This is a genomic window from Parasedimentitalea nitratireducens, from assembly GCF_057444295.1.
Map to the genome: position 1 here is coordinate 117,730 of NZ_JBYAXC010000001.1, position 26,167 is coordinate 143,896.

The 26,167-nt window shown below is 58.2% G+C and carries 25 protein-coding genes; 13 read left to right on the top strand and 12 right to left on the bottom strand.

Annotation, left to right across the window (positions count from 1 at the left end; translation table 11 throughout):
• Positions 1-36: 36 nt before the first annotated feature.
• On the bottom strand, positions 37-2,370 hold the full coding sequence (locus AC2T28_RS00535) for a mechanosensitive ion channel family protein (protein ID WP_486746989.1): 2,334 nt from the start codon (positions 2,368-2,370) through the stop codon (positions 37-39).
• A 449-nt stretch (positions 2,371-2,819) separates the two neighbouring features.
• Between AC2T28_RS00535 and AC2T28_RS00540 the strand changes: the two genes are divergently transcribed.
• From AC2T28_RS00540 to AC2T28_RS00575, 8 genes are all read left to right on the top strand, one after another.
• Positions 2,820-4,034, top strand: coding sequence for a glycosyltransferase family protein (locus tag AC2T28_RS00540; protein ID WP_486746990.1), 1,215 nt, complete (start codon positions 2,820-2,822; stop codon positions 4,032-4,034).
• On the top strand, positions 4,031-5,275 hold the full coding sequence (locus AC2T28_RS00545) for a glycosyltransferase (RefSeq protein ID WP_486746991.1): 1,245 nt from the start codon (positions 4,031-4,033) through the stop codon (positions 5,273-5,275). The genes AC2T28_RS00540 and AC2T28_RS00545 overlap by 4 nt, the downstream gene beginning before the upstream one ends.
• The gene (locus tag AC2T28_RS00550; RefSeq protein WP_486746992.1) at positions 5,272-6,360 is read left to right on the top strand and encodes a glycosyltransferase family 4 protein; all 1,089 of its coding nucleotides are present in this window, start codon (positions 5,272-5,274) and stop codon (positions 6,358-6,360) included. Before AC2T28_RS00545 ends, AC2T28_RS00550 begins: the two co-directional genes overlap by 4 nt.
• On the top strand, positions 6,357-6,947 hold the full coding sequence (locus AC2T28_RS00555) for a histidine phosphatase family protein (RefSeq protein WP_486746993.1): 591 nt from the start codon (positions 6,357-6,359) through the stop codon (positions 6,945-6,947). The genes AC2T28_RS00550 and AC2T28_RS00555 overlap by 4 nt, the downstream gene beginning before the upstream one ends.
• Positions 6,944-8,080: a glycosyltransferase family protein gene (locus tag AC2T28_RS00560; protein ID WP_486746994.1), complete on the top strand. Its 1,137-nt coding sequence runs from the start codon at positions 6,944-6,946 to the stop codon at positions 8,078-8,080. Before AC2T28_RS00555 ends, AC2T28_RS00560 begins: the two co-directional genes overlap by 4 nt.
• The gene (locus AC2T28_RS00565; protein ID WP_486746995.1) at positions 8,077-8,838 is read left to right on the top strand and encodes a polysaccharide deacetylase family protein; all 762 of its coding nucleotides are present in this window, start codon (positions 8,077-8,079) and stop codon (positions 8,836-8,838) included. The genes AC2T28_RS00560 and AC2T28_RS00565 overlap by 4 nt, the downstream gene beginning before the upstream one ends.
• Positions 8,835-9,314, top strand: coding sequence for a class I SAM-dependent methyltransferase (locus AC2T28_RS00570; RefSeq protein ID WP_486746996.1), 480 nt, complete (start codon positions 8,835-8,837; stop codon positions 9,312-9,314). Before AC2T28_RS00565 ends, AC2T28_RS00570 begins: the two co-directional genes overlap by 4 nt.
• Before the next feature lie 94 nt (positions 9,315-9,408).
• A complete protein-coding gene (locus AC2T28_RS00575) occupies positions 9,409-9,585 on the top strand; it encodes a hypothetical protein (RefSeq protein ID WP_486746997.1) in 177 nt (58 codons plus the stop codon).
• 30 nt (positions 9,586-9,615) lie between these two features.
• On the opposite strand, the gene AC2T28_RS00580 is transcribed toward AC2T28_RS00575, so the two are convergent.
• The gene (locus AC2T28_RS00580; protein WP_486746998.1) at positions 9,616-10,518 is read right to left on the bottom strand and encodes a LysR family transcriptional regulator; all 903 of its coding nucleotides are present in this window, start codon (positions 10,516-10,518) and stop codon (positions 9,616-9,618) included.
• A gap of 94 nt (positions 10,519-10,612) precedes the next feature.
• On the opposite strand from AC2T28_RS00580, the gene AC2T28_RS00585 reads away from it, so the two are divergent.
• A complete protein-coding gene (locus tag AC2T28_RS00585) occupies positions 10,613-11,338 on the top strand; it encodes an SDR family oxidoreductase (protein ID WP_486746999.1) in 726 nt (241 codons plus the stop codon).
• Between the two features lie 122 nt (positions 11,339-11,460).
• On the top strand, positions 11,461-12,153 hold the full coding sequence (gene rpe, locus AC2T28_RS00590) for a ribulose-phosphate 3-epimerase (RefSeq protein WP_486747000.1): 693 nt from the start codon (positions 11,461-11,463) through the stop codon (positions 12,151-12,153).
• A gap of 329 nt (positions 12,154-12,482) precedes the next feature.
• On the opposite strand, the gene AC2T28_RS00595 is transcribed toward rpe, so the two are convergent.
• Complete coding sequence (locus tag AC2T28_RS00595) at positions 12,483-13,910, bottom strand: DUF1214 domain-containing protein (protein ID WP_486747001.1); 1,428 nt, start codon at positions 13,908-13,910, stop codon at positions 12,483-12,485.
• 468 nt (positions 13,911-14,378) lie between these two features.
• Between AC2T28_RS00595 and AC2T28_RS00600 the strand changes: the two genes are divergently transcribed.
• Together AC2T28_RS00600 and AC2T28_RS00605 are read left to right on the top strand one after the other, a co-directional pair.
• Positions 14,379-14,585: a hypothetical protein gene (locus tag AC2T28_RS00600; RefSeq protein ID WP_486747002.1), complete on the top strand. Its 207-nt coding sequence runs from the start codon at positions 14,379-14,381 to the stop codon at positions 14,583-14,585.
• Between the two features lie 136 nt (positions 14,586-14,721).
• Entirely contained in the window at positions 14,722-15,651 is a 930-nt protein-coding gene (locus tag AC2T28_RS00605; RefSeq protein ID WP_486747003.1) for a tetratricopeptide repeat protein, read from the top strand.
• A 61-nt stretch (positions 15,652-15,712) separates the two neighbouring features.
• On the opposite strand, the gene AC2T28_RS00610 is transcribed toward AC2T28_RS00605, so the two are convergent.
• Together AC2T28_RS00610 and AC2T28_RS00615 are read right to left on the bottom strand one after the other, a co-directional pair.
• On the bottom strand, positions 15,713-16,012 hold the full coding sequence (locus AC2T28_RS00610) for a hypothetical protein (RefSeq protein ID WP_486747004.1): 300 nt from the start codon (positions 16,010-16,012) through the stop codon (positions 15,713-15,715).
• Positions 16,013-16,197: 185 nt separating this feature from the next.
• Complete coding sequence (locus tag AC2T28_RS00615; protein ID WP_486747005.1) at positions 16,198-16,677, bottom strand: hypothetical protein; 480 nt, start codon at positions 16,675-16,677, stop codon at positions 16,198-16,200.
• Positions 16,678-16,910: 233 nt separating this feature from the next.
• Between AC2T28_RS00615 and AC2T28_RS00620 the strand changes: the two genes are divergently transcribed.
• Complete coding sequence (locus tag AC2T28_RS00620; protein WP_486747006.1) at positions 16,911-17,123, top strand: DUF1496 domain-containing protein; 213 nt, start codon at positions 16,911-16,913, stop codon at positions 17,121-17,123.
• A gap of 118 nt (positions 17,124-17,241) precedes the next feature.
• Here the strand turns inward: AC2T28_RS00620 and AC2T28_RS00625 are convergent, their stop codons facing one another.
• The 7 genes from AC2T28_RS00625 to AC2T28_RS00655 form a co-directional block, all read right to left on the bottom strand.
• Complete coding sequence (locus AC2T28_RS00625) at positions 17,242-17,658, bottom strand: PaaI family thioesterase (RefSeq protein ID WP_486747007.1); 417 nt, start codon at positions 17,656-17,658, stop codon at positions 17,242-17,244.
• A 160-nt stretch (positions 17,659-17,818) separates the two neighbouring features.
• Entirely contained in the window at positions 17,819-18,991 is a 1,173-nt protein-coding gene (locus tag AC2T28_RS00630) for an acetyl-CoA C-acyltransferase (protein WP_486747008.1), read from the bottom strand.
• 1 nt (position 18,992) lies between these two features.
• Positions 18,993-21,086 (bottom strand): 3-hydroxyacyl-CoA dehydrogenase NAD-binding domain-containing protein, encoded by a 2,094-nt coding sequence (locus AC2T28_RS00635; protein ID WP_486747009.1) that lies wholly within the window; start codon positions 21,084-21,086, stop codon positions 18,993-18,995.
• A 302-nt stretch (positions 21,087-21,388) separates the two neighbouring features.
• Positions 21,389-22,618, bottom strand: coding sequence for a Tm-1-like ATP-binding domain-containing protein (locus AC2T28_RS00640; protein WP_486747010.1), 1,230 nt, complete (start codon positions 22,616-22,618; stop codon positions 21,389-21,391).
• Positions 22,615-24,081, bottom strand: coding sequence for an aldehyde dehydrogenase family protein (locus tag AC2T28_RS00645; protein ID WP_486747994.1), 1,467 nt, complete (start codon positions 24,079-24,081; stop codon positions 22,615-22,617). The genes AC2T28_RS00640 and AC2T28_RS00645 overlap by 4 nt, the downstream gene beginning before the upstream one ends.
• Positions 23,964-25,583, bottom strand: coding sequence for a tripartite tricarboxylate transporter permease (locus AC2T28_RS00650; RefSeq protein ID WP_486747011.1), 1,620 nt, complete (start codon positions 25,581-25,583; stop codon positions 23,964-23,966). Before AC2T28_RS00650 ends, AC2T28_RS00645 begins: the two co-directional genes overlap by 118 nt.
• Positions 25,583-26,113: a tripartite tricarboxylate transporter TctB family protein gene (locus tag AC2T28_RS00655; RefSeq protein WP_486747012.1), complete on the bottom strand. Its 531-nt coding sequence runs from the start codon at positions 26,111-26,113 to the stop codon at positions 25,583-25,585. Before AC2T28_RS00655 ends, AC2T28_RS00650 begins: the two co-directional genes overlap by 1 nt.
• Positions 26,114-26,167 lie beyond the last annotated feature (54 nt).

The following is a 26,167-nucleotide window of genomic DNA, read 5'->3' on the forward strand; positions in this document are numbered from 1 at the left end:
TCCAGCTTGGGGGCGGGAGAACTTGGCTGTTTTAGCTTAACGGTCATCCCCACCTGCGGGGCCCTCAATCATATCCTCGTCGATCGCAGCCTGAACCGCACCGGTCACGGCTTGTTTCTGGTTTGGGCTCAGATCCTCTGCCTTGCCTTCAGCCAGACGTACCGTGACCTCACGGTGAGCAAAATGGACATCTTCACGTTCAAACAGCTGACGGATTTCTTCATAGACTTTCTTACGCACCAGCCACTGATCTCCCGGCTTGGTCATGAACTTGACCCGGATGATCATCGCAGAATCCTGCATCTCGATCACACCCTGTGACTTCAGCGGCTGGATGAAGTTGTCGCCAATCACCGGATCCTTCAGCAGTTCCTTGCCCAGTTTCTTGATCAGCTTGCGCACCTTTTCCACGTCCGTGTCATAGGTCACCCGCAGTGGCAGCTTCATGATCACCCAGTCGCGGGAATAGTTGGTCAGCACTCGGATTTCGCCAAACGGAATGGTCTGCAACGCCCCCAAATGGTGCCGCAATTGGAACGACCGGACCGAGATCTTTTCAACTGTGCCCTTCACCTCACCAATGTCGATGTATTCGCCCTTGCGGAACGCATCATCCACCAGAAAGAACGCACCGGAAAAGATGTCGCGCACCAGCGTTTGCGAACCAAAGCCGATCGCCAGACCGACAACACCGGCACCGGCAAACAGCGGGCTGACGTTGATGCCCAACTCCAGCAGCACAATCAGGCCAATGGAAACAACAACAACCGCCAGAATTGCCCCCCGGAATAGCGGCAACAGAGTTGCCAAACGGCTGGCGCCTGTTTCCCCCCCCTCATCGCCCATCTCGCCCTCGTCGGCATCCGGGGTTTCCTCGGCAATCTTGCTGTCGATCCAAATACGAAAGAGGTGATAAACAATGTAACCAATGAACAGGATCGAGATCACATCAGCCACCCGCTCGGTGATCGAGCCCGACATCCAGTTCACGTCCGGATTCCAAATCTGGATCAGAGCAAATGTCCCTACCACAAAGGCCAGAATGCCAGCCACCCGGCGCGCCAGATCCTCGTAGGTCGCCATTGGGTGCACGAGGCGTGCTGGTCGCATATCCTCGTCCATATCCAGGTCATCTTCGGCATCAGCCTCGGCCAGCTCGTGGTTGATCTGCTGCACCTGGCGTGAGCGGTCGAAATAGCGCTCGATCACATAGTTGATGCCGCCATACACAATCAGGATCGAGGTCAGCACCATATAGGTGCCCGCCATCAGCGGGATCGCAATTGGACGTTCCAGCACCAGATCAAAGGCAAGGTTCAGCCAGCCAAAGGCCATATAGGCCATCACCACCGGGGCCCAGATCGTACTCAACCCTTTGACCAGCCAACTGCAGTCTTTCTTTTCTTTACCGGCGCGGATTGCATTGGTTATCGCAGGGGCGTTGAACAGGATCATGACCAGATTGCCAACCACGCCAACCAGCGACAGCACCCCGTGCACCATGGCATAAACGTTGTAATTCAAACCAAAGTCACCAACCCAGGTGGCAAATAGAATTGAACAAATATCATAGGTCGCCAGGATTGAAGCCCACAGGTACAACCGTTTGGCATCCCGATCAGAAAACACCGGGATCCGGTATTGGCTCAGGTAGGGCGACAGCACCATGCGCCACAGGTCCGACACCGTGCAGGCCAGGAAATAGGCGGTATACACGGCCGTAATGGTGAATTTGATCGAAGAATTCGGAGCCGGACCAAAAATCAAGTATCCCGCCAGGGCCGAAAAAATCATCGCAAAGAAGGTGGCCCCCATCCCCATGACAAAGCGGAACACCAAAAACGGCATTTTTTCGCGATAGCCTTCGGGCATGGATTTGACCCGAGACACAACCAAACGTGCGGCAATCCGCTTGCCGTAAATCTCGATCGACAGCCAGCGGCCAATCAACAGAAGAAATACGCTCCAGCCCAGAACCTCGGCAAAGGCCCAAATACTCCCATCGGGGCTGGTCTGTCGCAGGATGTATTTCACCTCGAACACCGAATAGGGCAGCGCCTCCAAGCGACTGCGCAATTCGCTGCGGAACTCGTCCACTTCCGACTGAGCCTGCATCAGCGCCGATGGCCCTCCCATCGCATCTGGTGCCGTTTCGGTGCTCTCAGTATCGGCAGCTTCGGTCACCAGCTGGCCACGGCCATCCAGCACGATGACACCAACGCCACTTTCAGCAGCCTGTTCAATGGCCTTGGCCAGGGCATCCGCCCCGGCACCGTTATCGCTTTGCGCAACCAATGGAGAGGCCACGGGCAGCGCCAGCATCACAGCCAGTAAACTGCTCAGCAACAACCGAAAAAACAAATGCGTCATTACAGGATTGATCCTTAAGTTATTTGCCCGAAATTAGCCCAGCCGAAGTCAAAGCGTAACCCCCATGGCCTCACGCAATTATACACCGAGATAATCCGGCGCTGATTGCATGTTTTTTACGCTCAGGCTATATCTTTTCTGGTTGCCAGTTCCGGTGAAAGACCCTGCGTTCCCAAAGTGAATTGCTTGCGATCCTGGCACCGAAATGGGCAACAAGAATATGGACCGTGCCACCCTAGTTCGTGGGAGTGGCGACGCAACCAGAGGCAGACGATGGTCGAGCAGACAGGGTTTACCCCGACTTCTTTGTGCGCGCCGAAGCGTTCGGCTTGCCTAGACCTGCCTTCTGACAGTATACGCGTCATTCAGAATATCTGCCCGCGTGGGTCCATTGCCATGGCTGCTTCTTCTTTACAGTCCCATTTCGCCCCAGTTTCTCAGGCCTCCTCATGACATCCCCCAACAGCTCGAACCACCAAGCCGAAACCACCAAGCGCGCGCCTCGGGTGATGCTGTACAGTCATGATACCTTTGGCCTTGGCCATTTGCGCCGCTCTCGCGCCCTGGCAGGCGCCATCACCGCAGCCGATCCAACCGCTTCGGCGCTGATCCTGACCGGATCGCCTGTTGCCGGCCGTTTTGCCTTTCCCAAACGGGTAGACCACGTGCGCCTGCCCGGTGTCACCAAACTGTCGGATGGCTCCTATGCCTCGCGCACCATGGGGATGAGCATTGACGAGACCACCGACCTGCGCGCCGGCCTGATCCGCTCTACCGCCGAGCAGTACGACCCGGATGTGCTGATCGTCGACAAAGAACCCACCGGATTTCGCGGCGAGCTGCTGCCCACACTGGATCTGCTGAAATCACGCGGACGGGCGCAGCTGGTACTGGGCCTGCGCGATGTGTTGGACGAACCCGAGGTGCTGGCCGCCGAATGGGAGCGCAAAAGCGCCATTCCCGCCACCGAAGGGTTCTATGACGAGGTTTGGGTGTATGGGCAAAAAGCGATCTATGATCCCACCTCCGGCCTGAATCTCAGCCCCGCGGTACAGGCTCGCACCCACTATACCGGCTATCTGCGCCGCGATCTGGGAACCGTTGGTGAACCACCGGAACAGCCTTATGTGCTGATCACCCCAGGCGGTGGCGGTGATGGCGCTGCAATGGTCGATCTGGTGCTGGCGGCTTATGAGCGCGACCCGGATTTGAACCCGCGTGCTATACTTGTCTATGGGCCCTTCCTATCCGGCGAAACCCGCGAAAGGTTTGAAACCCGTGTGGAGCAACTAGCTGGTCGTGTCACATCCGTGGGTTTTGAATCCCAGATCGAAACCCTGTTTGCAGGCGCTCAGGGCGTGATCTGCATGGGCGGTTACAACACCTTCTGCGAAGTTCTGTCGTTCGACAAACCCGCCGTTATTGTACCGCGCACCACACCACGGCTCGAACAGTGGATCCGCGCCAGCCGCGCCGAACAGCTGGGCCTGATTGCCATGCTGGACGAAAACCGCGACGGCATGACTCCCGAGGCAATGATCAGGGCGATCCGCTCGCTGGCGCAGCGCAAACCACCATCTGCCGCGTTCCCCTCCGGCCTGCTGGACGGGTTGGACTATGTGACCAAGCGGGTAGAAAACCTGCTGACCGAGGCCCAAAAATGAACAATACACGCCCGCCGTTGGCGGTTCTGGTCAAGGGCTGGCCGCGGCTGTCCGAGACCTTCATCGCGCAAGAACTGGTGGCACTCGAAGCCGCTGGCCACGCTTTTGAAATCTGGTCGCTGCGTCATCCCACCGATGTAAAACGCCACCCGCTGCACGAACAATTGCAGGCGCAGGTCAACTACCTGCCAGAGTACCTGTACGAAGAACCCGACCGGGTTTGGCGTGCGCGTGACATCGCCCAGTCCCTGCCCGGCTACGCCGAAGCTTACCGTGTCTGGCGTGCTGATCTGAAACGCGATCCCAGCCACAACCGCATCCGCCGCTTTGGGCAGGCCTGTGTGCTGGCCGCTGAAATGCCCGACGAAGTGTTAGGCCTCTATGCTCACTTCCTGCACACGCCATCCTCGGTCGCGCGGTATGCCGCGATCATGCGTGGGTTGCCGTGGAGCTTCTCAGCCCATGCCAAGGACATCTGGACCTCACCCGACTGGGAGATTTCAGAGAAACTCTCCAGCGCGCATCACGGCGCCGCCTTTGGCGCAACCTGCACCGGGTTTGGCGCCGAGCATCTGCAAAAGATGTCCGATGACCCTTCGCGCATTGACCTGATCTATCACGGTCTGGACCTCACCCGCTTTCCCGCCGCGCCCGACCGTGTGTGGCGACAGGCCAGTGATCCGCTGCATCTGATGTCGGTGGGTCGGCTGGTTGAGAAAAAGGGGTTTGACAACCTGATCGCAGCCCTTGCCCTGTTGCCCACCGGGTTGGACTGGCACTGGACCCATATCGGTGGCGGCGACCTGAAGGACCAGCTGCAAAAACAGGCGATCGAGGCCGGGGTCAACGACCGCATCACTTGGCGCGGGGCCTGTGACCAGCCCGAGGTGATCGAGGCCATGCGCGCCGCCGATCTGTTTGTGTTGCCCAGCCGGGTTGCCAGCGATGGCGACCGCGACGGGCTTCCCAATGTACTGATGGAGGCCGCCTCGCAGCGCCTGTCAATCCTGTCGACCGCCGTGTCTGCGATCCCGGAATTCATCACCAGCGGCACCCATGGGCTGCTGTCTGATGACGCACCCGAGGCCCTGGCCGAGGCGATGTTGCAAATCGCCCGCCACCCATCCAAGGCCGCTGAAATGGCCGAGGCGGCGCTGACCCGGCTTAAGGCGGAGTTTGGTATGAACCCGGGCATCGCACGGCTGTCTGAACGGTTGAGCGCCATGCTGGCAGGCAAATGATACCGGGCGACGACAGGCGGGTTGCCTTTTACGCGCCGATGAAATCGCCGCACCATCCGGTGCCCTCGGGCGACCGTGAAATGGCCCGCAACCTGATGCAGGTGATCGGGGCCAACGGCGCTGATGTGGATCTGGTGTCCGAGCTAAAGATCTATGACAAACGCGGCGACGCGGATCATCAGGCAGAGCTGCACAAACAGGCCGAGGATGAGGCGACCCGCCTGATCCGCGACATGCCCAAAACGGATCTCTGGGTGACCTACCATAACTACTACAAGGCCCCGGATCTGATCGGCCCGCGTGTCGCGGCTGCACGGGGCATTCCCTATGTGCAGATCGAATCCACCCGCGCCACCAGCCGGTTGACCGGCCCCTGGACGGGATTTGCGCAGGCGGCTCACGATGCCTGCAATGCGGCGGATGCGATTTTCTATCTGACAGCCAACGACCTGATCACGCTGGATCGGGAACGCTTTGGCGAGCAGAAGCTGATCCACTTCCCGCCCTTTTTGCCCTCCCACACTCTGCCTTCGGCTGCACCACTGGATGGCCCAATGTTGGCCACCGGCATGATGCGCGCGGGGGATAAACTAGCCTCGTATCAGATTATCGCCGACACATTGGCGCATCTGACTGGCGACTGGCAATTGCAGATTGCTGGTGATGGACCGGCCCGCGCACAGGTCGAAGCGCTGATGGCGCCCTTTGGCAATCGCGTGACATTTCTGGGCCAGCTCGACCGCGCTGCACTGGCACAGGCCTATCACAACGCCAGCCTGTTTCTGTGGCCTGGCGTGAACGAGGCCTTTGGCATGGTCTACCTGGAAGCACAAAACCACGGGCTGCCGGTGGTGGCCCAAGACCGCCCCGGCCTGCGCGATGTGCTGGCACCGGGAGATTACCCCGCGCCCAAAGATGGACCGCAGGCATTGGCCGATTGTATCAGCCAGTTGCAACGCGACGTGACGTTGCGCCGAACCCGTGGCGCTGCGGCGCGCGGGATGATATCCCAAACACATTTGGCCCCTGCCGCAACCCACCGGTTCTGGTCCGCCGTCACACCGTTATTGGAGACAACGACATGATCCGACTTGCACTTTTGCGCCACGGCCACACCCATTGGAACCGCGCCGGCAGGATACAAGGCCGCAGCGACATTCCGCTGGATGCTGGCGCGCGGGCTGATCTGTCCGGATTTGCCTTGCCCGAGCCCTGGGATCAGGCAGATCTTTGGTCCAGCCCGCTAAAACGCGCCGTTGAAACAGCCGAGATTGTTGCCGAACGAGAGCCACTGACCGCGCCAGCCCTGACCGAGATGTTCTGGGGTGACTGGGAAGGCAAACATGGCCTGGATCTAAAAGCTGATCCAAACAGCGGCTTTCGCGATATCGAGCATTGGGGCTGGGACTATCGGCCACCGGGTGGTGAAACCCCGGCCGAGGTCTGGGCGCGGATCGAACCCTGGGTCGCCAATCTGACACGCGACACGGTTGCAGTCTGCCACATCGGCATCATGCGGATGATCTTGGCGCAGGCATATGGTTGGGATTTTGACGGCCCTGCGCCGTTTCGGATCAAGCGCAACCGGTTGTTTGTTATCGAGATTGAAGGTGATAACCTGTCTCCGATTACTGACCCGGTGCGGCTGACCAAACGCGCAGGAACTGAATGAAGGTTCTGATTTCAGTTACTCACCTGTTGGGCACCGGCCATCTCAGCCGTGCCCTAACCTTGGGCCGCGCCTTTGTGGCGGCTGGGCATCAGGTGTCTGTTGCATCAGGCGGGTTTGCCGCGCCGCAATTAAGCAGTGATGGTGTTGAGCTAATCCAACTGCCTCCCCTGCGATCCGACGGGATTGAGTTTACCCGACTGCTGACCGCATCGGGTGAGATCGCAGAAGAGGCTTACTACCAAAACCGCCAAGACACGCTTTGCACGGTGCTGCGTGAAATGCAGCCCGATGTGCTGATCACCGAGCTCTACCCCTTTGGCCGCCGCAGCCTGGCGGGTGAATTCAAGGCCCTGTTGGCAGCGGCCCACGCCTTGCCACGCCGCCCCGTTGTGCTGGCCTCGATCCGCGACATCCTTGCACCGCCATCAAAGCCGAAAAAGGCGGTGCAGGCCGATGCGATGATAGGTGAATTCTATGACGCGGTGCTGGTGCATTCCGACCCCGCCGCCACCCGGCTTGAGGTGAGCTGGCCGGTGTCCGGAATGCTGGCAGATAAGCTGCGATATACCGGATATGTCGCGCCCCCAGCCCCAGTTCCGCACCCGCAGAACGTAGGCGAAGGTGAGATTTTGGTCAGCGCCGGTGGCGGCAGCGTCGGTGATGCGCTGTTTGAAACCGCCTGTCTTGCTGCCGCGCAGATGCCGGATACCCGGTGGCGGCTGTTGGTTGGGGGCAGTGACGCACCCCAACGGACCGAGCAGTTACAGGCCATGGGATCGCCTGCGGTGATCGAACCCGCCCGCCTGGATTTTCGACAAATGCTACCCCTTGCGGCGGCCTCGGTTAGCATGTGTGGCTATAACACTGCGCTGGACCTGCTGCAGAGTAGTACCCCTGCGGTGCTGGTGCCCTTTGACGCAGGCAAAGAGGTTGAACAAGGGCTGCGGGCGCAAAGCCTGGCGCCGATGCCCGGTTTCGAAGTTGTCACCAGCGCCGAGCTGACGCCAGACCGCCTGTGCGAAGCTGTTCGCACCGCCATGGATGCGCCGCGCCGATCCACCAAAGATCTGCATTTTGACGGCGCCCAGCGGGCCGTTGAAATCGCCACAGAGCTTGCAGGACAACGCACATGACTGGCGATTGGACTGGCCTGGATCAAGAGTTGCAGGCCTGGCAGGATCAAGGTCTGACCTTGCCGCTGTGGTGGCGGGATGATGATGCAGTCGAGCCCACCGCGCAGCTGGATCAACTGAGCGCGCTGTCTGAAAAACTGGGCCTGCCGGTACATCTGGCGGTGATCCCGCGAGATGCCATGCCTGCGTTGGCTGGATTTGTGGCTACGCATAAAAACCTAATCCCCGCGGTGCATGGCTGGGCGCATCAGAACCATGCGCCGCAGGGCGAGAAGAAAGCTGAGTTTGGCGCGCATCGACTTGTTGAGTTGATACTATCTGATGCCAAGCAGGGACTGCAGAACTTGCAAGATCTGTTCGGCAGTGCCTTGACGCCAATGTTTGTTCCCCCCTGGAACCGGATCAGCGATGATGTGGTTCATGGATTGGCTGAGCTGGGATACACCAGCCTGTCAACCTTTACCCCGCGCAAATGCGCCGAGATCGCAGCCGGACTGGCACAAATCAATACCCACCTAGACCCGGTCCACTGGAAGGGCAGCCGGTCGCTGGTGCCGCTGCAACAGTTGCTGGATCAAGTCACCCAACAGCTACAAGACCGTCGTTTGGGACAGGCTGACAACGCCGAACCCTATGGCATTCTCACCCATCATCTGGTCCATGACGCGGCGATCTGGAGCTTTACCGAAGCCCTGATTTCGCGTCTGCTGGCAGGCCCAGCCTACCCCTGGACTATCGAACAAAGGACACCCACATGAGCCGATTGGATTCCATGCTCCGCCGCCTGACCGCCCAACGCGATGGGCTCAACTGGGCGGCTGAACAGATCACCGGCCAGACCGGAGACGTGCTGGACATGGGGCTGGGAAATGGCCGCACCTATGATCACCTGCGCGAGGTGCTGTCGGAGCGGCGAGTTTGGGTGATTGATCGCATTCTTCAGTGTCATCCGTCCTGCGTGCCACCAGAACAGAATTTCCTGCAAGGCGAGGCTGAACCGATGCTGGAACGGCTGGCAAATGAGGGCCACAGGATGGCATTGGCACATTACGATTTTGGTTTTGGCATCAAAGAAAAAGATGTGGCCGAAGCTACCAAACTGTCACCCGCCATTGGCTCGGTCATGGCCCCAGGTGGTGTTATCGTATCCGGCCAGCCGCTGGTTGGGTTTGAGCAATTACAGGCCCCTGACAGCATTCCGCCTGAACGGTACTTGTTTTATCGGGCTGCGTAACGCCGGCACCCACACAATTCTGGTTTTTTGAGTAATCACCGCTATAGTTCCTGGGAATTTACCCAGCTAATTGAGTATTCAAAGGACCTGACTGATGTTTATGGAATACGTTTACGCCGGGCTGGCAGTGCTGTTTGCCTGCGCTGTAGTTGCCGCAATTCTGTACGGGATCTTTTCCAGTCCGACTAAGCACAAGAAACTACGGTCGCGCAGTACATTTATCCATGGGATTGATGATGCTCCGGTCTCGGGCGATGGCAGTACGGACTAATCGAAACAGCGCCTATTGTGGTCCACCAATCTAGCCTTCGCCTTTTAGGTGCTGTTTCAGAAAATCCAACAGGGCCCGCAAACGTGCTGGCAGATAGGCGCGGCTGGGATAGAGCGCCCAAGCGCCGGTCTCAAATGTGGTGGCGGCCGCTTGCCAATCAGGAAACAGATCCACTAGCTGCCCAGTGGCCAGATCATCCTCCACCAACCAATCGGCCAACAGGGCTGGCCCTTGCCCCAACCGGGTCGCCTCGCGCAGGGCCAAAGCGTTTGAAATCATCAGCGGGCCGTCAACCGGCACTTCGATCTGATCGCCAATCCCATCCCTGAACAACCAGCGGCTTCGGTAATCTGGCAATGACAGACGCAGACAGTCCCGCGGTGTAAGATCTGATGGGTGATCGGGAGCTCCGGCCTGTTGCAAATACTCGGGTGTGGCACACACACGATATCCTGTGTGCCTTAGGCGGGTGCTGATCAGATCCCCTTTTGGGGCTGGCGCCAGCCGGATTGCCAGATCTATCCCCTCTCCCACCAGATCCACATTCTGATCTGTTAACTGAAGATCCAGCCGGATCTCTGGGTACTTGGCGCGAAACAGCGGTATCAAGGGCAGTAGGCACACCTGACCAAACGCCACCGACGCCGAGATCCGCAATTGCCCACTGGGGATCTTGTCCCGTGCGCGGGCCTCTTCCCCGGCCCTTTCCAACTCTTCAACCAGCGGTTCTATGCGCGCCAGATAGTCGGCCCCGGCTTCGGTCAACACCAAGCGCCGAGTACTGCGCTGGAAGACCCGGATCCCCAATTGGGATTCAGCCGCTGCCACAGTCCGTGATACCGAGGACGGATCCAGCGCTAGCGCCCGCGCGGCCCCAGCCAAACTCCCCTGCCGGGCCACCTGCAGCAGGATGTTGAGGATTGAGATTTCCATTCGTGAAAAATACGCATGAATACCGTGTCACATCCATCATTTTTTGCACCCACCGCATGATTTAATCTAATCAAGTCCCAAAACGGAGAGTGACATGACAAATTTTGCAGGGAAAACCATTGTGATTACCGGTGCCAGTCGTGGCATTGGCGCCGCCACGGCCCGCCACATGGCAGCGCTTGGTGGCAATGTTGTGTTGGCCGCCCGAAGTGCCGGTGCGATCAAGGCCATTGCGGATGAGCTGGGGGATAATACAATGGCTATCCCCTGTGATGTCCGTGACTGGCAGCAGGTTTCGGATCTGGTCACCCAAGCAAAATCACAGTTTGGATCAGTTGACGTGTTGATCAACAATGCCGGGGTCATTGATCCTATCTCTCGGATTGAGGACAGCGTTCCATCTGCCTGGGGCAAGGTCACTGATATCAATTTCAAAGGCGTCTATCACGGGCTGCGCGCTGCCATTCCGGTTATGGTGGCGCAGGGTCAGGGAACGATCCTGAACATCTCGTCTGGCGCTGCAACCAGCGTTTTGGAGGGCTGGAGCCACTATTGCGCGACCAAAGCTGCTGTCCTGTCGCTAACACGCTGCGCTGACAAGGAATGCCGGGACCAAGGACTGCGCGTCATCGGGCTAAGTCCCGGCACCGTCGCCACCGATATGCAGGTCGAAATCCGGTCGTCTGGCTTGAACCCCGTCAGCCAACTGGCCCCGTCGGCACATATCCCGGCGGACTGGGTTGCACAGGCCTTGGCCTATCTCTGCGGTCCCGGCGGGGATGCCTGGCGCGGCATGGATTTTTCGCTGAAATCTGATTAAGGACGCGTTGAGGCTGGCCTGCCTCCTTTAGCCGCATAACCCTCTCTGCGAAAAGCCTCTACCCCCCTGCGGCAAGAGGGGCTATATGCCCCTCAAACCCCAACGCTAAAGGAAGCTGCCCGATGTCCTTTGACCGCAAAATCAAAATTGCCCCCTCAATCCTAGCTGCCGACTTCGCCAATTTTGGCGCCGAATGTGAGGCCATCGAAGCCCAGGGCGCCGACTGGGTGCATGTGGATGTGATGGATGGGCATTTTGTGCCCAACATCACTTTTGGCCCCGCCACCTGCGCCGCGATCCGCCCCCATATCAAGGGTGTCATGGACGTGCATCTGATGATCGCGCCAGTTGATCCCTATATCGAAGGTTTTGCGAAGGCAGGTGCTGACGTGATCACCGCCCATGCCGAGGCTGGGCCACACATACACCGCACCCTGCAGGCGATCCGCAATGCCGGGGCCAAGGCCGGTCTTGCGCTGAACCCCGGCACCACAGTATCCGAAGTCGAATACTGTCTCGACATGGTGGACCTGATCTGCGTGATGACCGTGAACCCCGGCTTTGGTGGCCAAAAGTTCATTCACAGCCAGGTCGAAAAGGTCAAACAGCTGCGTGCGCTAATCGGTGACCGCCCGATCCATATCGAGATTGACGGCGGTGTTGATCCTGTCACAGCCCCACTGGTGGCTGCGGCCGGTGCGGATGTACTGGTGGCAGGTTCTGCGGTCTTCAAAGGCGGCTCGGTCAGCAACCCCGCCCCCTATGGTGAAAACATCCGCAACATCCGCGCCGCCGCCGAAGGCGTCTGGGCCTAAGCGTATTGTGTAGGGTGCGTGCTTGCACGCACCATTGCGTCGTTAGCGGTGCGTGCAAGCACGCACCCTACAGCAACGGCCAGTCATATTTCTCTAGCTGCATGCGTTGCAAATTCCTGCCAGTTGCCGTGGCCAGAAGCATCGTTTCCGTAAAATCCGTAAGGACCATTTGTATCCACACTACAGGCTGATGATCGATGATGCAGGTTCAGATAGGAACCGAGCATCCAGTGTGGAAACTGTTCACGCTGTATCTCCAGAAATCCGTGCGCCCGTCCAGAAATCGCCCGTCAACGGCGGCTAACAGCCCTAACCGGGCGTTCAAAAATTCAATCCATTCTCTCCATATCGTTCAGCTCAAAGCTACTGTCGAGTAAACTTGGCTCTGGCCCGTAAAACCGCGCGAGCAGGAAAAAGCGGCGTTCCGGATCGGTTGGGAGCCAGTTGTTTTCTTTCCCCTCCGGAGCAGCTGGCCCGAAGTAAATATCAACGGAACCGTCATCGTTCTTGACGACATCAGCCATGTTGGAATCAATCGTGCTTGGCTCGATGTCACGCAGATAGGACGCCGTCTCTAGATCGTAGGTCGTGATCGACCAAAAATCGCGGACCGGAACATTGGCAGGTACGGTGATTTTGTAGTCGCGGTTGCCTTCAAGCCATTCACCGTCTGGTGTCTCGGCCAGATCGAGGTAGTAGGTCGCTGTACCGTAATTCTTGACGCTTGTGATAATCGCGTAATAAAGCGCACCACGCGCCACATAGTCGTAATAGGATGGGTATTCATAGCTCCATTCTGTCTCTCGCGACCCGTCGGGGACAAGCGCAGACCACTTTTTCCCTTCGAACACAAATGGATTGAGGACACGGTGGTACTGGTCGATCATGTATTCGAGCGCCTCGGGACTAGCGGCATCGTAAATTGCTTGCAGGTTTGCATCGGGCTCGAAAGGCTCGTTGCGCTTGATGCCGACACGCGCCAGTGCGCCCATCATTGCAAGGTCGCGGTCCAACACCACTTCTTGGCCAATCATCTCGTGGATATGACCATAGATCCCGCCATCCATCTTGGGAGTCATCTCCAGCGGCAGGCCGTAGACATCCACGTAATTCGTGGTGGCTTCCCCCCCGGCTTCGGAAAGAGGATACACCTTGATTTGCTTGGTCAGCGCTGTGGCCTTCGCAAGGTTTTCCTTGGTTGGGCCACCAGCGATAATCGGGCGGAGAACAGCAAATCCGTAATTTGTTTCTTGTTCATAGACCAACGCGTTCCTGAGCAGCGGGCCATCGTAGTTAGGTGGCACCAGCAGGTACTTTGCTCCAAGACCACGGTCCCGGCCTTTTGAACCCACATCGTCGAGCGGACGTTGCCATGAGTCCATGACAGTGCCAAAAATGCCAATTCCTTCGACCGACGCAGGCATCTCGAACACAACCGGACCATCCTTGATGTTCCAATATGCGTGTATGTAGGGTGTCGTGTTGTTCGGCGTCGCGGTCTGGAAGCGCCAGTCTTGCACCTGCGAATTGTAGCCAATATCGTTCGGCCCCACCCCGGCTCGAGCCAGAGCATCGATGTAGAATTTGAAGTTCATCAAGGGCATGGCCCAAACGGCAGCATCAACTGCGCGGTGATAGGTCATGCGGTCGGCCGTGTTGGCACTCAAAGGGTTAAAATCCTCTGCCAGACCCGCCGTTGCGACGGCCACCCCGAAAGCAAATGCTTTGACGGTCGCTAAAATCCTATACTGGCCCATGTTGCCCTCTTACTGAAACAAAAGACTGATTAAAAATTACAACTGGAGAGACCTTACACAAAACCTGAGTTTTCCCAAAATATTATTGGTGCGCTGAACGCCTGCAATGCCCGCGGAACGGACCCTGAAACTCATCACGGCGAAAGTCGGAAATCCGCCCTTTGTGTTTGAAGCGGCATGACGCACCAAGGTCACCAAACTACGGATTGTCGGCATTGCCGACACGTGTCCACATAACCCCGCTTTGTTAGACCACTCAGTCACGTTGAATGACTTGTTCATTTAATCAGAGAATTGACCGTCTAGCCGGTTCTGGTTTCAGCCTCTAGCCTGCTCCGAGAATTGAACCCCATCAGAGAAAACCGTCAAATGAGCCGTGAAACCTATTAAAATCCGCCAACACATTGGGAAGAAACGGCCTTTCACAGGGCGACAGGACGAAGGGCCTTTCAGAGAACTGTGGATTTCATGAACACAGGTAACAACGAAGGCAGTATGACAGTCGAAGTGCAGGTCAAAGAATACTCCGGGACGCTCGTTGCTGAAGCTTCCATGTATATCGAATGGGAATACCATGGGGGCGTGACGGTTGAGTTTTCACCAGATGGTCAGTCTGTCACTCTGACAGGTTCAGATGGCGACATCGAGAAAGTCATCCTGCCAGAGCTGCAATAGCCGCCCACCGTGTCCTTTTGAATTGAGGCGATCGAAACACCCCTGCAGCCAACTGTGGCGCGCTCAACCGATGCGGTTGACCGAATGCTGGCGTTCGCTAGGCTGGCTGGTAACAGGCGTGAAGCAAGGAGTTAGAATGCGCATTTTGTTTATGATCGCCGGGGTCGCCCTTGTGGCTGGGCTCGCCAATACCGCAAGTGCGGATATCAAGGGCGACTGCGAACAAAATGAAAACCAGCAGCTGCGGATCACGGGCTGCACCGCCGCGATTGGCTCTGGTGAGTGGCAAGGCAAAAACCTGGCTTGGGCGCATATCAACCGTGGTCGCGCCCATCGCATGCAAGACGACTATTCACTGGCAATCGAGGATTTCGACCAAGCGTTGGGTTTGGATCCGGACTCGTTTAACGCATATATGAACCGGGGCAGCGCCTATTCCGACATGGCTCTCTATGGCCGAGCGGTAGAAGACTACACCGAAGCCTTGCGGCTTGATCCGAAGTCTGTTGCCGCACTCTCCAATCGGGGCAATGCATATTCCAGCAGCGGCAGTCACCTCAGGGCGATCGAGGACTTTGATCAGGCGTTGCACTTGGATCCAGATCACGTGTTCACCTACAACAACCGAGGCAGCGCCTACACCCATCTCGGACAGCATCGCCGGGCGGTCGAAGACTATAACGAGGCGCTACTGCGCAACCCAAATTATGGCTCAGCCCGATACAATCGTGGCAATGACCTTAATCGTCTAGCCTGGGGGCTATACCTAGAAGGCCGCGACGCCGAAGCGTTGGTCGACGTGGATCAGGCGCTGCTGGATCGGCCGGGCTATGCAGCGGCCTTTGATACCCGTGCCCATGTGCTGGCCGCCCTTGGCCGCAGCAACGAGGCGACAACAGAGTTCGAGCACGCAATAGAGGCCGGGGGGGACAAGTTTGTCCGACTGTATCAAGAGGCACTTGTGGTGCATGGATTTTACAATGGCCCCATCAACGGCATCTATGACGCCGAAGTTCGCGCGGCGTTGGTTGCCTGTCTCAAGATCGCTTGCCGTGTGCTTGAGTAGAAAAACAACGCGGTTCCAACAGGCCTCCTTAGATGGACTTCAGCTCTCGCTCTCTACCCCGCTAGTTCCGAATTGGACCTTCAGGGCGATACCTGTCCATCACCATATCCAACATATCATTAGTAATCTCTGGATTGGCGGCTTGCAGGCATGGCAACAGGATAGACTTATTCATCCGCTGACGTGAGCCAGACGGCCACTTGTCACCATCTGGCTGAACATCGGCGAAGCAGGTCTTGAAAACGTGTTCAGAGATATTGACGTCTGCTGAAATCAAATCGGTGCTACGGTTCGAATCGGAATCGGCCAGGACCGGAGCGGTCATAAGAGCAAAGATTGGAATGGTGATATAGCGGATCACTGGAGGCTCCAAGTTGTCTAAACACAGGTATCACGGGTCAAAGCCAGGGTTCCGTCGCTTGGAAAGTGGCTTTTGCGGCTGCATTTCTGCCACGCAATTGGGGCCTAGCAGCTATGGCTCTGGCTGTGTCTCATCCTGCTTGAAAGCCTTGAGCATCTGAGCGGGACCGTGCGGGATAAGGGGGCCTAGCCGCTCCACTTAACCAGCCAATGCTCCAGCGCCGCCTCGCAGTCTTTGCGGGTCAGCGGGATCTCGGCGGTTTCTATGGTTTTTGCCACCCCTCCTTGGCCATCTGAAAGCCAGTCCTCTTCCGGAAGCTCAACCACGTCGCCACGATGTCGGCGCACCGTCTCTATACTTACCTCATCAATGCCACTGGCATCGCAATCCAGCAGCAGGTTCTGATGCCCCTTGAACACCACGCCGGTCAGGTCACGCACCTGCACATGGGTGCCAATCAGTTTGGCTTCGACATGGATGCAGGCATCAATTTTGCTGCTGTAGAAATCAAAGATGCGAAACAGCCGATAGTCGCGGCTTTTCTGGTGTTTTTCGATGTACTCTTGCGCCAGTTCGCTACAGATAGCCGCGCGATCGACGCCATCTGCATGGGCGCCAGTAGTGGCAAAACTGATCAATACTGCAAACAAACAGCGCATACTCATACCTCACACAACGAATGGGTAGATCTTTGCGTAGAATGTGTTTTCTGTCTAGCGGCGCAGCATTGAGATTTGTACAACGCTGGCCTGGGCCGAAACCGCGTAGGTTTTCGACATTACGCTTACAACTGGTTTTTCCCAAATATTCATACACGGTTACACGCGGTTAAATGTGATCATTACTTTCATTTCACACCACGATTAGAATGCCTATTTAAATTTCAACGGAGAATAAAATGACAGATTCAAACACATCCGACACCCCAAAAGCCGGGCCAGTTGACCCCACGAAAAAGACCTCGGCAATCAACACAGGCGGCGAAGGCGCCACACACGGCACATGTTATTTCAATGACAAGAAATACTCTCCCGGCGCAACGATTTGCTCCAGTAGCTGGGAATATGAGTGCGGTTCAGATGGCACCTGGTCTTCCGGTTCACAGTGCTAAGACTGGTTAAGCCTGCCATTGCGGCTGGCTAAACAGCAGGTGTGGCGTGATCCAAACACGCATTCAACCCTTACGCCGCACCCACCTTTTGATCCGTTTTAAATTCAGCAAAAGCGCATCACCCTTTGATCCGCTTGAATATCCCAGTCGCGGTGGCCAGCATCTCCCCATGCTCGTCGCGCAACGATCCGTTCACATAGGCGATACTGCGACCACCACCCGTGGCCTGCGCCGTGGCGGTCACACGCCCTGCCCTTGCGGCAGCTATATAGGTTGTGTTGAGCGATACTGTGACCAGGCTAGGATGCGTCTTGCGGTCGAAAAATGCGGCGGCGGTGTTGCCGCAGACCACATCCAGCAGCATGGCCACGATACCGCCGTGCAAAACGCCAACCCGGTTCAGGTGGCGGGCTTCCAAATCCAGCGTGACCCGGCAGGACCCATCCCGGGTATCCACTTGGGTGCGATAGCCAACCAATTGCTGGCAGCCGGGATCACTGATTTCACGATTGTGGTCAGAAGCTGATGCGGTCAAAAAACGGCTCCGAACAGGAATTGAGTTGGGTCCAGCTATACCGCAGAAACGCCCAATTGCCACCGCAGGGATCATCTAAATTGGCACCCTGCCCAGCCAATAGGCCCGGCAGCGCCCAACCGGCCTTCGATGGGCCGGGCGGGCGCTCCCCCTTTGCGGATCAATAGATCTCGAACAATCCAGCCGCACCCATGCCGCCGCCGATGCACATGGTGACAACACCCAGCTTGGCACCGCGGCGTTTGCCCTCTCGCAAAATGTGCCCTGTCATACGCGCACCCGTCATGCCAAAGGGATGGCCGATGGCGATAGAGCCGCCGTTGACGTTGCATTTCTCGTCGTCGATACCCAGCTTGTCGCGGCAATAGATCGCCTGGCTGGCAAAGGCCTCGTTCAGCTCCCAGATGTCGATATCATCGACCTTTAGCCCATGACGTCCCAACAGGCGTGGCACCGCAAAGACTGGACCGATGCCCATCTCATCTGGCTCACAACCCGCAACACAGAACCCCTTGAAGGCGCCCATGGCCTCTAGCCCCTGTTGTTCGGCCTGCTTGCTGTCCATCAGCACCAGCGCAGCGGCTCCATCCGACAGTTGCGAGGCATTGCCAGCGGTGACATAACCACCTTCGCGCACCGGGTTCAGCCCGCGCAGGCCTTCGATCACCGTGTTCGGGCGGTTGCAATCGTCACGTTCAACCGTGGCCTCGTGCATCGAGATCTCGCCTGTTTCCTTGTCCTTCACGGCCATGGTGGTCTGCATCGGCACGATCTCGTCCTTGAACAGACCGGCCTCTTGTGCCGCGGCAATCCGCTGCTGGCTGCGCAGGCCGTATTCATCCTGCTGCTCGCGGGTGATGCCATAGCGCTCGGCTACCACATCGGCGGTCTCGATCATTTGCATGTAGATCGCCGGTTTATGTTCCGCGATCCAAGCATCTTGCGGTGAGCGCAGTTTGGGCTGCACCATCGAGATGCTTTCGACCCCACCGGCAACCATCGGGCCTGCGCCCTCGGCTGTAATGGCATTGGCGGCAAGGGCAACGGTTTGCAGGCCAGAGGAACAGAACCGGTTGACGGTCAGGCCCGAAGCTGTAATCGGCAGCCCGCCGCGCAGGGCAATTTGACGGGCAATGTTGTTGCCGGTTTCACCCTCGGGAAAGCCGCAGCCAATGGCGCAGTCTTCGATCATGCCTGGGTCAATTCCGGCGCGTTCCACCGCCGCCTGCACTGCGTGCCCGCCCATCGAGGCACCGTGGGTGATATTGAACGCACCACGAAATGATTTGGCCAGCCCTGTACGGGCGGTCGAGACAATAACTGCTTGTTTCATATTAAGTGTTTTCCATATTCAAATCATCGAAGGTCCGGCCCTCGGCCACCAGCTGCTCCAGCAGCGGCGCGGGTTGCCAAAAGTAATCATCGTCGTGCGCGTAGGTCTTGATATCGGCCAGAATGCCGTCCAGCCCTTGGATATCGGCCCATTTCAACGGCCCACCGTGATAGCGCGGGAAGCCGTAGCCAAACAGCAGCGTCATATCGACGTCCAGCGGGCGACGGGCGATGCCTTCGCCCACCACCTTGGCCGCCTCGTTCACCATGGCGCACATGTAACGGCGGGTGATTTCGGCGTCCGTAAATGCGCGCGGGGTGATTTCCAACTCAGCACGGTTCGCCTCGATCAGCGCAGGTACTTCCGGGTTCGGTGTGCCGCCGCGTTTGCCTGCCTCGTAGACATAATAGCCCTTGCCAGTTTTCTGGCCAAAGTGGCCATCTTCGCAGAGCGTGTCGGGGAAGCTCGGCACCCGTTCGCGTGCATCACGCGTTGGCGCCAGTCGTTTGCGCGAGGCCCAGCCGATATCAAGGCCAGCCAGATCGGCAACTGCAAAGGGCCCCATAGCAAAGCCGAATTTGGTCATGGCGTCGTCAATCTGATAGGGGCTGGCGCCGTCCAGGATCATGTGATCGGCGCAGGTGCGATAGGTCGCTAGAATGCGGTTACCGATAAAGCCATCACAAACCCCGGCGCGGACCGAGATCTTGTTCAACATCTTGCCCAGCGCAAAGCCGGTGGCGACCACGTCGATGGCAGTTTTGTCTGCCACCACGACTTCGAGCAGTTTCATGATGTGCGCAGGAGAGAAGAAGTGCAGACCAATCACGTCTTCGGGGCGCGAGGTGCAGGCGGCGATTTCGTTCACATCGAGATAGGATGTGTTGCTGGCCAGAATTGCACCCGGTTTACAGACGGCGTCCAGCTGAGTGAATACGGTCTTCTTGACCGCCATGTCCTCGAACACCGCTTCGATCACCAGATCTGCGTCACCCAGTGCCGCATAGCCTGTCGACAGACCAAGAGACTGCTGGGTCAGGGTGTCGAATTGATCTTGTGAGATCTTGCCGCGTTTCAGCGCTCCTTGCAGGTTGCCTTCGATTCGATCTTTGGCCGCAGCGGCGGCCTCGTCCGTCATCTCTAGCATGGTCACTTTCAACCCCGACAGCAGCGCCGCTGTGGCAATGCCCGCCCCCATGGTGCCGCCGCCAATGACGCCGATCTGTGCTAGCACACGTGGGGTGACACCTTTCAACTCGGGCAGTTTGCTAACCGCGCGTTCCGAGAAGAAGGCGTGGATTAAGCCAAGACGCTGATCCGAGTTCATCAGCTCCATGAACAATTCGCGCTCGCGCTTGATACCGGCGTCGAAACTGTCCGCCTCGCAGGCAGCCTGCACCGCGCGCAGAGCTGTGGCTGGTGAGAGTTGACCCCGGCCCTTTTTCAGTACCGCATCATATCGGGCATCAAAATCAATTGCCTCGGGCGCAGGCATGTCACAAACAGCACGGCGTGGCGCTCCTGCGTCCAGCAGTTCCTGAGCGTAGGCCAGACCGATCTCACGCGGTTCGCCGTCGGTCACGCGGTCGATGATACCCTTCTCCAAGGCTTCAATTGCTTTGATTGGGCGACCTGTGGTGATCATGTCCAGCGCGGCCTCGGTTCCCGCAACACGGGGCAGACGCTGGGTGCCGCCTGCACCGGGCAGGATACCCAGGTTCACTTCGGGCAGGCCCATCTTGGCGCTGGGAACCGCGATGCGGTAGTGCGAGCTAAGCGCCACCTCGAGCCCGCCACCCAAAGCGGTGCCATGCATGGCCGAAACCACGATCAGCGGCGAGGCCTCGATCCGGGCGCAAAGCTCGGGAAGGCCCGGTTCCAGCATCGGTTTGCCAAATTCCCGAATGTCGGCGCCTGCGAAATAGGTGCGCCCATCGCCATAGATCAGCACCGCCTTGGCGCCATCCGCTTCGGCCCGTTCAATCCCGGCTAGCAGCCCGCGCCGCACGTCAACACCCAGCGCGTTCACCGGCGGGTTCTGGGCGGTCAGAACTGCAATGTCCCCGATCTGTTCATATTTGATGGCATCGCTCATCGGTGCTCCCCCTATTCTTGGCGGGCAGCGCCGATTGGCCTGCCCATTTGGCGTGATCTAGGCATGGATGAACCCCTTGGCCAAGCCCTTGACCTTGAGTCGCGCCCCAAACCTAACGTCATTTGTTACAAAACTACGATGAAAGGGGTGTTTTTGAAACACCAAATCGCCAATCGCCATTCTCTGCGCCGTAACCAATGACAAACAAAGGGCAGCGCTTGACCCTGGGTGGGTGCGTAAGCGCCCTCCCACGGGGAGGGTCGGGCGCTGCCCGGTCTATCGACCGAGCGAAGCTTAACTGATCAATTTGGCTTTACGGTTCCATCTGCCAGCCAAGCGTCGAAGACTTGCAGTGTCTTGGCCGTGAATTCATCATCGTTGATGTGACAATCCAGACTGTGCAGGGTCACATTGTCGGGGCACTTATCCGTCATTTCATCGCAGAAGGCTGCCAGTCCTGGGGCGTCATGCAGGTCGGCTCCAGGGCGGTCCCACTCGTTGCAGCCTCTGGTAGGCAGCAACAACGCAACCGGAGCCGTGGCGCTGGACAGCTTATCACAGATCGTTGCCGCAACCTGCCGACGTTCCTCTGCATCCAGCACAGCCGAAGTCAGCAGGCGGTTGTGGGCATGAACAGGACGTCCCGCCAACTGCGCGGGAACAGGTTGCCAGCCCACCACGTCGACTAGATCGTAACAGCCCGGCGCCACCAATTGCGGAGTGCCTGATCTGCCCGCATTGATCATCCGATCCTCTCCAGCGGACAACCCACCAAACAAATGGTTCGACACCTCTTGCGGGGCAAAGTCGAATACGGCCGCAAAGGCGCCCTCAGCCGCGAGGCTCTCAAAGGCGCGGCCGCCCATACCAGTGGCATGGAACACTGCAACTTCGAACCCGCGCTCCTCGAGCGCGGGTTTTAGATCGACCATGTAACGCAGCACGGTTTTGCCAAATGATGTCATGCCGATCAACCGGCGATCGCGTTTTGGCGGTTCAACCGCGCGCGCTGCGCCCAGCACCGCGCCGGCGGCCTGCGACAGCGAGGCCTTGCAGATAGAGTTCAGCCCATACAGCCCGCCAGCCCAGAGGATCATCTGCACGTCGCTGGGCAGGCGTTCCGGCGGGATCAGGGCCGAGAAGGACACAGTAGAGACAACATATTTCGGCACCCCGACGGGCAGCGCGGCACAGAGATCCAATGCCAGATCGGTGCCCATGGTGCCACCCAGTACGATCACGCCGTCGATCTTGCCATCGCGATAGAGCTCGAGCGCCTTGGCGGCCGAACCCTGTGCCATGATCTGCATGGCGGTGTTTTCATCACCAGACTCGATAGCCTGTTGAATGGAACTGCCGCTAGCCTCGGCCACCTGGTGTTTGCTGACATCCGTAGGCTGGCTTGGGTCGCCCAGTACACTGACATCCATGGTCAGCACTTTGCCGCCCTGCCCCCGGATTACATCCGCTAAATAGCCCAACTCGTCATCTTTGGTGTCATAGGTTCCGGCAACCAAAATTGTCTTGCTCATAGCTGTATCCACGCGGTTTTCAGATCTACGTATTTGTCGAGGGCATGCAGTGACTTGTCATGCCCATTGCCCGACTGGCCGACACCTCCCAAAGGCACCGTATTATCTGCGCCGCCATAGGTGTTCACATGCACCACCCCGGCGCGGATACCTGCTACCATGCGATGGGCCCGGCTGAGGTCAGATGTCCAGACACCGGCCGCGAGGCCGAAATCGGTCGCATTTGCCAATGTTAGGGCCTGTTCCTCGGTTTCGAACTTGGTCACAGAGAGCACCGGGCCAAACACCTCGCGCTGGAACAGGGCATGATCCTGCGCCACATGGGTGACGATGGTGGGCGCCATATAGGTGCCGCCAGTGTCTTGCAAAATGCGGCTGCCGCCGGTGATCACCTGCCCGCCCTCGGACCGGGCCATGTCCATGAATGACAGGTTGCGGCGAAGCTGATCCTCGGAGTTCACGGCACCGATCTGGGTGTTCAGATCCAATGGGTCGCCGACACGCAGCTCCTCGGCCTCGGCCTTCAACATCTCGACAAATTCGTCATGGATCGAGGCCTCGACCAGCAGACGAGATCCAGCCACGCAGACCTGCCCGGAATTGCGGAAGATACCCGCCGCCGAGAGTTTGGCGGCCTTGGCCAGATCCGGTGCGTCGGCAAAGACGATATTGGGGGATTTGCCGCCCAGTTCCAGATAGCAGCGTTTCAGGTTTGAGGCCGCCGAAGCTTCGAGCAAGCGCCGCCCTGTGGTGCCCGACCCGGTGAAAGTCAGCACATCAACGCCCATGGATTTGGACAGGGCTGCACCGGTTTCCGCGCCTGATCCAGTGACGACGTTCAATACGCCATCGGGCAAGCCACATTCAGAGCAAATCTCGGCCAGTCGCAACAAGGTGAGCGAAGCGGTTTCGGCCGGTTTGAGCACCACCGAATTGCCCATGGCCAGTGCGGGTGCCAGCTTCCAGGCGCCGATCATCAGCGGGAAGTTCCACGGCACAATCGCCCCCACCACCCCAACGGGTGCGCGGTGGACGAGGCCCAGAACATCCGGCGCGGTTGGGGCGATCTCGCCGCCGACCTTGTCCAAAGCCTCGGCATAATAGCGGAAGGTTCCGGCGGCAGACCCCGGCTCGGCATTGAAGGCCATATTGAACTCGGTGCCGTTATCCAGCACGCCCAGCACCGCCAGTTCCATCGCCTCAGCCTCGATCCGGTTGGCGATGGCGTGCAACACTTTCTTCCGTGCGGCGGGGGACTGTTTGGACCAGCGGCCATCGAGGAAGGCCCGCCGCGCCGAGGCGACAGCGTTTTCCACATCTGTTGCAGAGGCGCCCTGCAGCGTGGTTAGAACAGATCCGTCAATCGGCGAAGTAACTTGGAGTGGCGTCCCCGAACCCTCTTGCCATGATCCTTCAAGAAAGAGTTTTTGCGGCGCAACATCAGCCCGCCGAAGTTTGTTGATGAGGTTTTGGTCTGCCATTCGGCCTCCTTCAGTTCCTTGCGGTCCTTCAGCACACGAAGGGTATGAACCACCAGAACGATGACGATGATGAGAAACAGGATGAGCGCCACCGGGCGATCAATGAAATCGAGGGGTTCCTTGACCCGGGCCATACCTGCACGCAGCTTGACCTCCATAATGCCGCCCAGAACCATACCAAGGATGATGGGTACTGCAGGCATCGACAGGCGTTTGAGGATATAGCCGATGACGCCAAAGGCGGCGGCCATCACGCAGTCGGTGGCCGAGTTGCGCAAGGAATAGACCCCGACAAAGCTGAGGGTCAGGATGCAGACGCCGAGGAACCGGTTGGGGATGCGCACCACCTGGATCAGAGATTTGGTTGCGAATAGCAGGAAGATCAGCACCAACACATTCAGGATCAGCAGCGCCAGATAGAGGGCGACGACAAAGTCCATCTGGTTCTGGAACAGCGCCGGGCCGGGCACCACGTTGTGGACATAAAACACCGACAGCATCATCGCCGTCAGCGCCTCACCCGGAATGCCAAGTGCCAAGAGTGGCACCATAGCGGCGGCGGGGACTGCGTTGTTGGCCGTTTCGGCTGCGATCAGGCCCTCGGAAGAGCCATTGCCAAAGTCCTGCGGGCGTTTCGAGGTTTTCTGGGCGTAGGTGTAGGACATGAACTGGGCGGTAAATTCTCCGACGCCGGGGATCATCCCCATCAACACGCCAAAACCAGCCGAAACCGAAGCGATGCGAGGGTGACGGGAGAGTTCGCGCAAGCCTTGGAACATGCCGCCGCGTAGCTTGGTCAGGTGGACTTTCTCGTCTTCGTCCATCAGCAGGACAAAGGCTTGGGAGAGTGCAAACAGGCCCAGAACCACTACGATCAGGTTGATGCCGCTGCCGAGGAAATCCTGATCGAATGTGTAGCGTTGGGAGTATTTAACAGGCTCTAATCCGATGGTTTGCAGGAAGATACCGAAGAAAGCCAAGGCTCCGGCTATCAGGGATTGACCACGGTGGGCGACCACGACCAGCAGAAGGCCTAACATGGCTGCAAGGAAGATCTCGCGGCTGCCGAACATTGGGGCGACCTTGGCCAGCACCGGGGCAAACAGGATGAGACAGATCACCGAAAATACACCGCCAAAGAAACTGGCTGAGTAGGCAAGTGATAGCGCGCGGCGCGGTTCGCCGCGGGCGGTCATTGGGTAACCATCATAGGTGGTCAGCGCATTAACCGCTGTGCCGGGGGTGTTGATAAGGATCGCCGGGATGGCACCGCCGTACATAGAACTGCCGTAGATCCCCAACAGCACGGTCAGGCCTACGATGGGATCCATGGAGAAGGTGGCGGGCAACAGGATGGCGATGGCGACGGCGGGGCCCACACCGGGGATCGCACCGATCAGCACGCCACCAACCGAGCCAGCCAGCAAGGCCAGCGCCACGTCCCAGCGCATCAGGATGTCGAGAGCAGAGAAGATAAGGTCCATCAGAAATTCAGTATGAAGAAGCTGCGCAGAGCGCCGGGAAGGTATTCATAGATCAGGCCTCCGGGGATTTTGACGGATAGAAAGCTTTTGAACAGGACCACTACAATCACCGCAAAACCGGCACTGATGCCCATCATGAAACCACTGCGGTAACCCATGCGCCAGCTAAGGCAGGGCACAAAGATCAGGGTCACCGGGAGGTAGCCCAACACGGGCACTGCAAAGACGTAGGCCATGAACCACAGGGCGTATTCCAGCACCCTGCCCCAATTGCGGACCTCGTGCATGTCGTGGCGGCTGACACGTCGCCAGGGGAGTTTGTACAGATGCAGCCCCCCCATCAGCACCATACCACCTAGGGCGATGGCAGGCCAAAAACGCGGCTGGGCGACAAACTTGGTTTTGTCCACCCAGCGGGTTTGGCCGCTGATCTGGCTCAACAACAGCAGCGCAATGGCCACAAAGACCAAGGCAAAGACCAGCTGGCCGCGTCGGGGTCCGACAAATCGGTGTTCACGTTCTGAGGGCATGTCAGGGATCTATCGTACAGTGCAGACGGGCCAGAAGATACACCTCTGGCCCTG